General features: G+C 58.7%; 8 protein-coding genes. 4 read left to right on the top strand and 4 right to left on the bottom strand.

What is annotated here, in order from left to right:
• The 3 genes from J0I64_RS07075 to J0I64_RS07065 all read left to right on the top strand — a co-directional run.
• The coding region (locus J0I64_RS07075; RefSeq protein WP_291406891.1) for an SIS domain-containing protein at positions 1 to 708 on the top strand (708 nt) is incomplete at its 5' end.
• A gap of 463 nt (positions 709 to 1171) precedes the next feature.
• On the top strand, positions 1172 to 2866 hold the full coding sequence (locus tag J0I64_RS07070) for a hypothetical protein (RefSeq protein WP_291406890.1): 1695 nt from the start codon (positions 1172 to 1174) through the stop codon (positions 2864 to 2866).
• 124 nt (positions 2867 to 2990) lie between these two features.
• Positions 2991 to 3341, top strand: coding sequence for a VOC family protein (locus J0I64_RS07065; RefSeq protein ID WP_291406889.1), 351 nt, complete (start codon positions 2991 to 2993; stop codon positions 3339 to 3341).
• Between the two features lie 3 nt (positions 3342 to 3344).
• Here the strand turns inward: J0I64_RS07065 and J0I64_RS07060 are convergent, their stop codons facing one another.
• A complete protein-coding gene (locus tag J0I64_RS07060; RefSeq protein WP_291406893.1) occupies positions 3345 to 3602 on the bottom strand; it encodes a hypothetical protein in 258 nt (85 codons plus the stop codon).
• 18 nt (positions 3603 to 3620) lie between these two features.
• Here J0I64_RS07060 and J0I64_RS07055 point away from each other — a divergent pair, with 18 nt between their 5' ends.
• Entirely contained in the window at positions 3621 to 4367 is a 747-nt protein-coding gene (locus tag J0I64_RS07055; protein ID WP_291406888.1) for a hypothetical protein, read from the top strand.
• Between the two features lie 457 nt (positions 4368 to 4824).
• Here J0I64_RS07055 and J0I64_RS07050 read toward each other — a convergent pair whose 3' ends face one another.
• The 3 genes from J0I64_RS07050 to J0I64_RS07040 all read right to left on the bottom strand — a co-directional run.
• The gene (locus J0I64_RS07050) at positions 4825 to 5337 is read right to left on the bottom strand and encodes an invasion associated locus B family protein (RefSeq protein WP_291406892.1); all 513 of its coding nucleotides are present in this window, start codon (positions 5335 to 5337) and stop codon (positions 4825 to 4827) included.
• Positions 5338 to 5466: 129 nt separating this feature from the next.
• Positions 5467 to 7194, bottom strand: a complete 1728-nt coding sequence (locus J0I64_RS07045; protein WP_291406887.1) for a ShlB/FhaC/HecB family hemolysin secretion/activation protein — start codon at positions 7192 to 7194, stop codon at positions 5467 to 5469.
• Between the two features lie 21 nt (positions 7195 to 7215).
• The coding region (locus tag J0I64_RS07040) for an MBG domain-containing protein (protein ID WP_291406886.1) at positions 7216 to 8280 on the bottom strand (1065 nt) is incomplete at its 5' end.

Here is an 8280-nt window from a genome sequence, read left to right as displayed (position 1 = left end):
CTTGAAACCTCCGACGCCACCGTGGTGCGCACCGCCCAGGCGCTCGGTTTCGACGGCCTTGCCGAGCTCAAGCAATTGCTGGCCGAAACCCTCAGTGGCGCAACACCCAGCAAGGCATTCAATAAGGTTGTCGGTGAGGCCAAGGCGGACACGCGAAAAGCCATCGAGCGCTCGCTGGACATGCCGGCCAGGGCCGTCGCCGACCTGCGCCAAAGCGCGGCGGCCGACGATATTGCCGCCGCGGCCCATCTTCTGGGCGAGCGCCGCCGCATCGTGCTGTTCGGCCAAGGCCAGACCGCCCACATCATTGCCTATATGGGCCACCTGCTGCGCAGGCATGGCCGCGACGTGCTGCTGCTGCGCGCTTCGGGCACGGCATTGGCTGACGAGCTGCTGCAGCTCCGTCCCGACGACGGACTTCTCCTGCTGTCCTATGACCGGATCTACTCGGAAGCCCGCGCCGCAACCAACGAGGCGCTGCGCCTTGCCATTCCGATCGTGCTGATCACCGGCAATGCCCGCAGCGAGCTCGCCCAGAAATGCGACCAGATGATCGTTCTGCCACGCGGCGAAATCGGCGGCATGGCAACATATGGCGCCACGCTTGTCTGGCTCGAGGCACTGATCGTCGCACTGGCCGTCGCCTCCAAACAGGAAACATCAAAAACCCTCCTACGCTTGGAGCAAATTCGACGCGACCTGAACTGAACCCGCTGCCGTGCTCGGGCCAAAAAGCGTCAGTCCCGACTCGGGGCAATGTCGGCTTCTCTAACTCTGACGCTAAAAGCGGCCTGTCCGCTAACCACACCCCTAACCGCCACAATCAACGCTACGCAACTTGCCTGACCGCTCCGTCAGCAGTTGGTCCGCATCAAAAAATCCGCCCCATACATCAGGCCAGGCGCGGTCCGATAACCTGTAATATGGCATGTCATTTTGGCCCCATATTACAGGTTATTGCTCTGACCTCGTGTTAGATTCGGGAGACCGTCGGGGCGAAATTGACGCCGTTTTTGGACGAAAATTCAAAGGCGAACTTTTTTCGCAAAGCTCGGGCCAGCTCAACAGCCTCCCCAGTAAAGGGATGTGATGGTGAACATGGCGTCAACCGAAAATTGGTTTAACACGTTGTTCTAGAAAGGAAATGGTCTTCACTAACGTTCCCTAGAGGGTGGATTATGGGTTCCCAAACATCTTTTGTTTTGCAGGCCAAGAGTCTGACCCAACCACAAGGGCATATGCCGACCGAATAAGGCTGCGCCACCTCCCCCACAAGGCCTATGCGTTTGGTCCCAGCCTCGAAAACCTGTCTTATCCAATTGAGGATCTGCTTCCCGAAATTGCCGACGAGTCCTCTTACGAACTTCGCAAGGCGGCGAACACGACGGTCGAGGCACTGCGCGAAGGTAAGGTCTTGAGCGAAAATTCGGACAAGATAGAGAAGGCTATCGCCGACGAAGCCGAGGCGATGGGTATTAGACTGTCCGCAATTTCCACGAACCTGTCGCTGCTAAATAGGCGCCCGGATGTGTTTGTCGTCGGTACGGCCCACAAGGACAAGCGTAGACACGTTCAGATAATGTGCCAGGGCGAGCAACTGATCGCCGGCCGCAAATACACCAACGCTTCAGAGCAGCAGGATGCCTTCGAACTGCTCAAAGAGATCGGCTTCGTCATGTCCGACAAGTCGTGGCGGCCCGCAATGTTCTTCGCAGCTCGCGATGTGTTGTCGAGATTTCCGTCCAGTCCGCTCAAAGTCGATCTAAAGGTTGAAAAAGGCTCACATCAGGTGACGTCTTGGCCGAGATTTCTTCCGGAATATCGGCTCTCGGCCTTGAAAAGCGGCCAATCATCTGGCGAGCTCCAAAGGTTCGAGCGATCTTTACGCAACACAAGCGTGTTCGATGAAAAGCCGTGGCTTGCAGAGCCCATTGACCCCGACGACCCGAACGCCAGGGAAATCAGCGCTAAGTTGAAGCCATTTTTGGGCGTGCATGGTTGGCAGGTTACTCCAAGGACAGTTGCCTACTATCTCAGCCAATTTCCGCCAAGACTGCGTGCCGAGATGGGCGGACTGCTTCGGGATCAGTTGACACTGATAGACTGGAAATCGATCTCGACAGGCTTGGGTTCGCTACTCGACGATATTGGGGTCGATGCCGACCTGTTGCCCCTCACTGCAACGAGCGGCAACACCGTACTTGAGACCTTTAGGCGTGAAGGGCAACCAGCGCCCGGCGTAAAGCATCATTTTCATACCAGCCTCAGTGCCGACGCGCTTCGAACAAAACGTCCACTGGTGTTTCTCGACGACAATGCAGCGAGTGGGACGCAAGCGGCTGCGCAATTCCTGAGCTTGTTCGGGGTACCCAGAGATAAATGGCCGGCCCAATGCCAAAATGAAGCGAACCTCATCGCGCCTCTCAAGAGTGCTCAAATTGCGAAGCTTGGTGGAAGGCAGATCTATCTCCTTTTAAGCGTCGGCACTTCCGATGCGCAGGAATTCGTCGCAAACGCGCTCAAGACTGCAGGCGTATCTACCCGGGTCGAAATTCGATTTGCTCAAGAGCTGAAAAAAACTTCGGGCATCTCTGCCCCTCTCAAAACGTTCCTCGAGGAAGTTGGCACTTCGGTTTGTGCTTGGCACTTATACCGGAAGCAAACTTCGGAGTTGTCTGCGGCCGAATTGGCGAACTGCGCAGCGAATGCTTTGGGCTACGGGAATGCCGGGGGCATGATTGCGACATTGCAGAACGTTCCGTCCGGGGCAATTACTGCGCTCTGGCAGCCCGGAGTTTTCCGCGGTCACCCATGGATGCCTTTGCTCATCCGGAACAGCCGGTTTGAAGACCTGGTAATTGGCTAATTGACTCGCCCTTCGCGTGTCAACGAAGGCTCGGGGGCAGCCCCGAGAACGGTCGCCGCCCGTTACCGCAGGGGATTTGGCTTGAAGCCGCTAGCGACGCCGTTTGTCAGGCGGCTAGGTTCAGATGCTGAGTGTTGGATCAATCGTATGGGGCGTTGAGGACGTGCCACGTGCTATCGAGTTCTGGTGCGCAGCGCTGGACTATGAGCCTCGAGAGGCGCCTGGCGTTGACTGGGCAGTGCTAGTTCCTCGGCAAGGTACCGGTGTGCAGATTGCCTTGGATCTTGCCGATACTCCGGCCGCGTCTGGCCGCCCGCGACACCATCTCGATCTCTATGCTGACAATCAGGCACAGGAGGTGGAGAGGTTGCTTGCACTTGGCGCCAAGCGCGTCGAGCGAGACTATCCGCCCGACGCGGATTTCGTGGTCTTGGCCGATCCCGATGGCAACCGGTTCTGCGTAATACAGACCTGATCGCTATTCGGTCGTGTCTTTCTTGAACTTGATTGGACGGCCGCCAATTGCCACGATTTTGAAACGGCTCATGTCGAGCGACGAGAAGAAGTTATTCTCGACGCGAAGCTCCGCCCCCGTGATCTCACCCCGGGCCAGGCGGGCCGCATCTTCGTCGCGACTTGCCTGCTTCTCGGCAGCTCTGTTGGCGATATTGTATCGCTTTGGGTCCATAACGGTGACGATAGACCGAAACTGGAGCCCTGAAAAGCTGGGGAGCATCACGTCCAGTTCAAGGAGGTGACCGGCCTGAACTCATCGGCCGGCATCAGTTACAACAAGTTTCTCGCAAAGATGGCCAGCGGATACCGCAAGCCCGACAACTTCTTCGTCATACCGCCGAGCAGGGGAGAGGCTTTTGTCGCGACACTGCCAATCGAGAAATTCCACGGTGTTGGTCCAGCGACGGCAAGAAAGATGCACGCTCGAGGCATCAAGGTTGGCGCCGATCTCGCCATGCTCACCATGGACGAGTTGGTGGAGCGTTTTGGTAGCTCGGCGGAGTATTGGTTCAATCTCGCCCGCGGCATCGACAACCGTGAGGTCAGGCCTGATCGGGAACGAAAATCGATTGGTGCCGAAGATACGTTCGTAGCGGACATCTCGACACTCGGCGAGGCGCTTGCCTTGACCAAGCCGCTTATCGACAAGGTGTGGAACGCCTCGGAGAAGCGTGGTCTCTTCGGGCGGACAGCGACGTTGAAAGTCAAATACGCCGATTTCGAGCAGATCACCCGATCGAAGAGCATCGCGAGCTCGTTTCGCGATCGGGAAGAGCTGGCGGCTGTGGTGGAGCAGCTTCTGAATCAGGCCTTCCCACCCAAGACGCCAGTGAGGCTTTTGGGAGTAACGATGTCGAACTTCGCAACCGCAGATCCCGCATGCACCGAGCAGATTGAGTTGGCGCTTTGGGGCCGTAAGCGGTCAGGCAGCTTTTGGGTGGTGCGCTGCGAAAGCGGACATGGCTCTGCTACGGTCTTTTTTTAGTCGATTGAGGGGCCGGTAGCAGAATGACCGCTCTTGGTGAGGCACAATTAGAAACGGACATCAAATCGCCCGCGACCTCGGTCGAAGGGGCGCGAAAACGTAGGCTATAACAACAATTGCCAGTTGGCAGCGAACAGACCTCTCATAACGGTCTGGTTGGGGGTTCAAGTCCCTCTGGGCGCACCAATGAATTCAAGGCGTTAGCGAGGGTTGCGCTAACGCCTTTTTCTTCGGGCCCTGTTTATAGCCCGGACATCATGGACTTTAGGCAGCTTCCTGCTTCTCGATCTAAACCCTGGCTCCTCGTTGCTCCGCCAACCAGTCCATAGGGCAGCATCCACACCTCATCGCGCAACCCAACGTTATGTGCGGTGCCCGCCGGCTAAATTGGCGCCACCGGTATCTATGATGGGGCTCCACGGATCGGGGTGTGCCCTGGTCCGCAGTGGCACAGGGCTTATGGTTTCGATAGTTCGTTGAGTCTGTCCTGAGCCTTACTGAAACCTGCGAGGGAGACCGGCAGGGCAACGGGTTGACCGGTAATGGAGGCAGCTTGGAGGTTGAGCGTCTTGCCCGCACGGGCTGCGGCAACAGTTTGTCCGTCGAGCGTGAATGGGACGAGACAGCCGGCCGGCAGGCAGGTGCTGAACACCAGCGGTGGGATTGTTGCTGCATCGTCAATCTGCAGGGTTACGCCGGAAGCCAGTTGCAGACCGAAGGGTAGTACCAATGTACCAGAAACAGTCTCTTCCTGCGCCGCCGCGTAGAACTCGGCAGTCAACAGTACTTGATTGCTGTCCTGGCGAACCTGCTGCTGCGACATCGCACAGCGCTTGGCATCATTGACTATAGCGCAGACGACCTGCCAATCCTGATACGTCTCCTGTATCGACGAGGCGCCACCCGGTAGCGTTGGAGCGGGAACACTTTGTGCCTGCGCCGGGGTGGGGGGCGATAAGGTCGCGAGCATCGCGATCAAAAGCGTGGCAACGCCGGCCGGAACACGATGTCGCGGTAACTCGGTGGCTGGAAGTAGTGATGGGCGCTGGGGCATCTATCTGATCATGGTTCATTGCGGATTGAAGGCGGAAGCATCTGCTCAATAGGTCAGGGACAGTGACGCGGAAAGCGACCAGTCGCCCTGCTCTGCATCATTTGCCCCTATAAGGTTGACAGCGCCGGTGAGGTTAGCCTTGAAATTGTTGCCAAGCGCATAGTCGAGACCTAGCCCGGTTGAGGCCAAGGTAGTCGTATCGCCAGCATTGAAGTCGTAGCCATGAGCGAGGTCGAAAAAGGCATACGGACTGAGCTCATCGGAAAGGCCGATCTGCATCAGCGGCGTCAGGGTGGGCAGGCGTAGTTCGTTGCGCCAAACAAACCCCGTGTCGGAGGCGGCCACGTCTGAGCTGGAGCCACGCACTGCGCCGAACCCAGACATCCCGAGCCGTACAGGGTCAGGCAGCGCCGAGCCTGCGACAAGGCCCGTAAATTCGCTGATCCAAACAAGATCAGCCGAAAGTTCGGTCAACCTAGTGATATCGATGCTGGCCGTGACGTAGCCAGCACGTTCGAGGCGTCCACCGGTGAAATCGACCCAGGCCGCGTCGGTGTTATCGCTAAGGATGCCGCCGGGGTTAACGGCAACACTCAGATCGAGCTTGGTGTAACCAATCGAATCCCTGACACTGCCGGCCCACCCGAAGTTGAAATCCATCAAAGCGGCGTTGCCGATAGCGACGTCAACGCCAGCGAACGCGGTTGTCCGTTCGACCCAGCGGGGGGTGATGCCAAAATAGAAATCGCCCAAGTAGTGGCCGGAGAGCACATTTGATACGGCGCTACGATAGAGGATCGGTAGTTCGAAGGTGCGGTTGCGGAAGCTGAACAGAGTACCAGTGATGATTTCGCTGGTTTCTACCATGCTGGGAGCGACGGAGAACATTGCGCGGGGTCCCAGCGGCAGATCGATTGTACCAGCATGGCTCATATAGCCGCCACGGGACGCATTACCCCCCGAAGAGGCACTATCTGTGAAGAGATCGTCAGAGCGGGTGTGGCGATAGCCCAGGGATGCACTGCCGAACATTGGCAACCACAGGAGGCCGCCGACGGTCCAACGGGCGAGCCCGGTCGCTTCGGAGCCAGAATTCGACCAGCCAGAATACACCGACCACGGCTTGCTTTCGGTGACGTTAAGGGTGAGATCGCTGGCGCCAGCAGCGCGGCTTGGCGAAAACTGGGCGGTGACCTGTCGGAACGGATTGCGATTCAGCCAATCGAGATCCTCTTCCAGCGCGCTTGCTGAGATCCGGCCACCGGGGTGGACGCGCACGACGCCCGCCAAATTCGGCTCGCTGCTCCCTCTGACCTCCACGACGCCGGCACGAAATTCCATCACTCTGAGGCTGAGCACACCATCTGAGATCTCCTGGGGCGGCACGGTTACCGAGACGAAAGGATAGCCTGCGTCACGCCACACCGCCGCCACGACCGATTGCAGCTGAGAGATAGATGCCTCGCTCAGTGCAGTCCCGAGAAACGGACGAAGAGCCGCCTCGATAGTTGCCCGCGGCACCCCCTCTAAATGGCCAAGGCTGATACCTGGACCAGGCTGCCCTACCTCTTCACGGGAGCCAATGAGCTGGACACCTCTGATGTCGACGCCAAACGGGGTATCGTCGCCCTTGTGGTAATCCTCCGCGCTTGAGCTGATCGCAGGGAGCGCGACGACTGCCTTCGGGGGCAAGTGGCGTTCCAGGGCCAACGGTGCCGCCGTTGTTCCCATGATGGCCAAAGCAACCGATGCAGACAGAACTGACTGTTGCATGAGCATTCCCATGACCACCCCTTAGTTCTGCCAGCGGATATGATCGCCGAAATACTGTCTATCGAGGCCGCTCAGACTCGCGCATTCGCCATCGGCGACGCCCGCGGTACAGTCACTCTGCTCGTCCTCATCGTCCCACGGTTTCGACGCCAAGGTGTCCGTCAGCCAGACATTCGCATTGCCGCCGCGCTCCAGCGGCACGCTTCTGGTGATCATGGCGGGTGCGATGGTCAAGCTCCCGGCCGCAAAGTCTACCAAATCGTAATTGCCCACGACCGCCAGCGTCCCACGGGTGATCGCGTATCTGCCCACGGCCTGTCCCGGTTCCCGCACCAGATGGCCCATGAATATGGTGTCGAACGTGTCGAATGGCGCCAGGATGCCTGCCACCAAAGACCAGGCCAACAGCGGATCTGATTGCCCCTGCAGCACACGTATGTCATCGGCCCGCACCGTGATGGGCCGCCGGGTCACCTCGAGGCCGCCGACATTCGTCACATAAGTTATGTCGTAGTTGTCAAGGCCGATCCCGCTGGCATTCGACGCCAGCGCGTCGTAGCGACCAACATTGCTCGCCGCAGTCGCAGCGCTAAAGATCTCCACCCAATCGATGGTGTCGCCAGCAACCAGATTATCCCCCGTCGCGGAGCCGGTCAGGGGATTGACTTCGCCGTAGATGCGGCTCTTGTCATCGGCAGTGATCACCAGTGGCCGCCGCGTAACCGTAAAGGCCTCCGTTGTGAAGCTCAGCGCATAATTGCCCGAAGCGGCAAGCGAGCCTTGCCCGATGGCATAGTCCCCAACCGTTTCACCGGCGGCGCGCGCCAGAGCGCCCGTCAGCGTATCGCCAAACACTAGCCCCAGCCCACCGATCGTATAGTTCAGTGTCGGATCAACATTGCCGTAGATCTTGGACTGAGCGGCATCCGCCGTGATCGTGATCGCTCGCGGCGTGATCCCGAACGTCGAGCCCGTTGTGAAGCTCAGCGCATAATTGCCCGAAGCGGCAAGCGAGCCTTGCCCGATGGCATAGTCCCCAACCGTTTCACCGGCGGCGCGCGCCAGAGCGCCCGTCAGCGTATCGCC

The sequence above is a fragment of the Devosia sp. genome (assembly GCF_017307565.1).
Taxonomy (GTDB): domain Bacteria; phylum Pseudomonadota; class Alphaproteobacteria; order Rhizobiales; family Devosiaceae; genus Devosia.
Note: the sequence above shows the minus strand (reverse complement) of the source record. Positions and strands in the feature narration are given on the sequence as shown.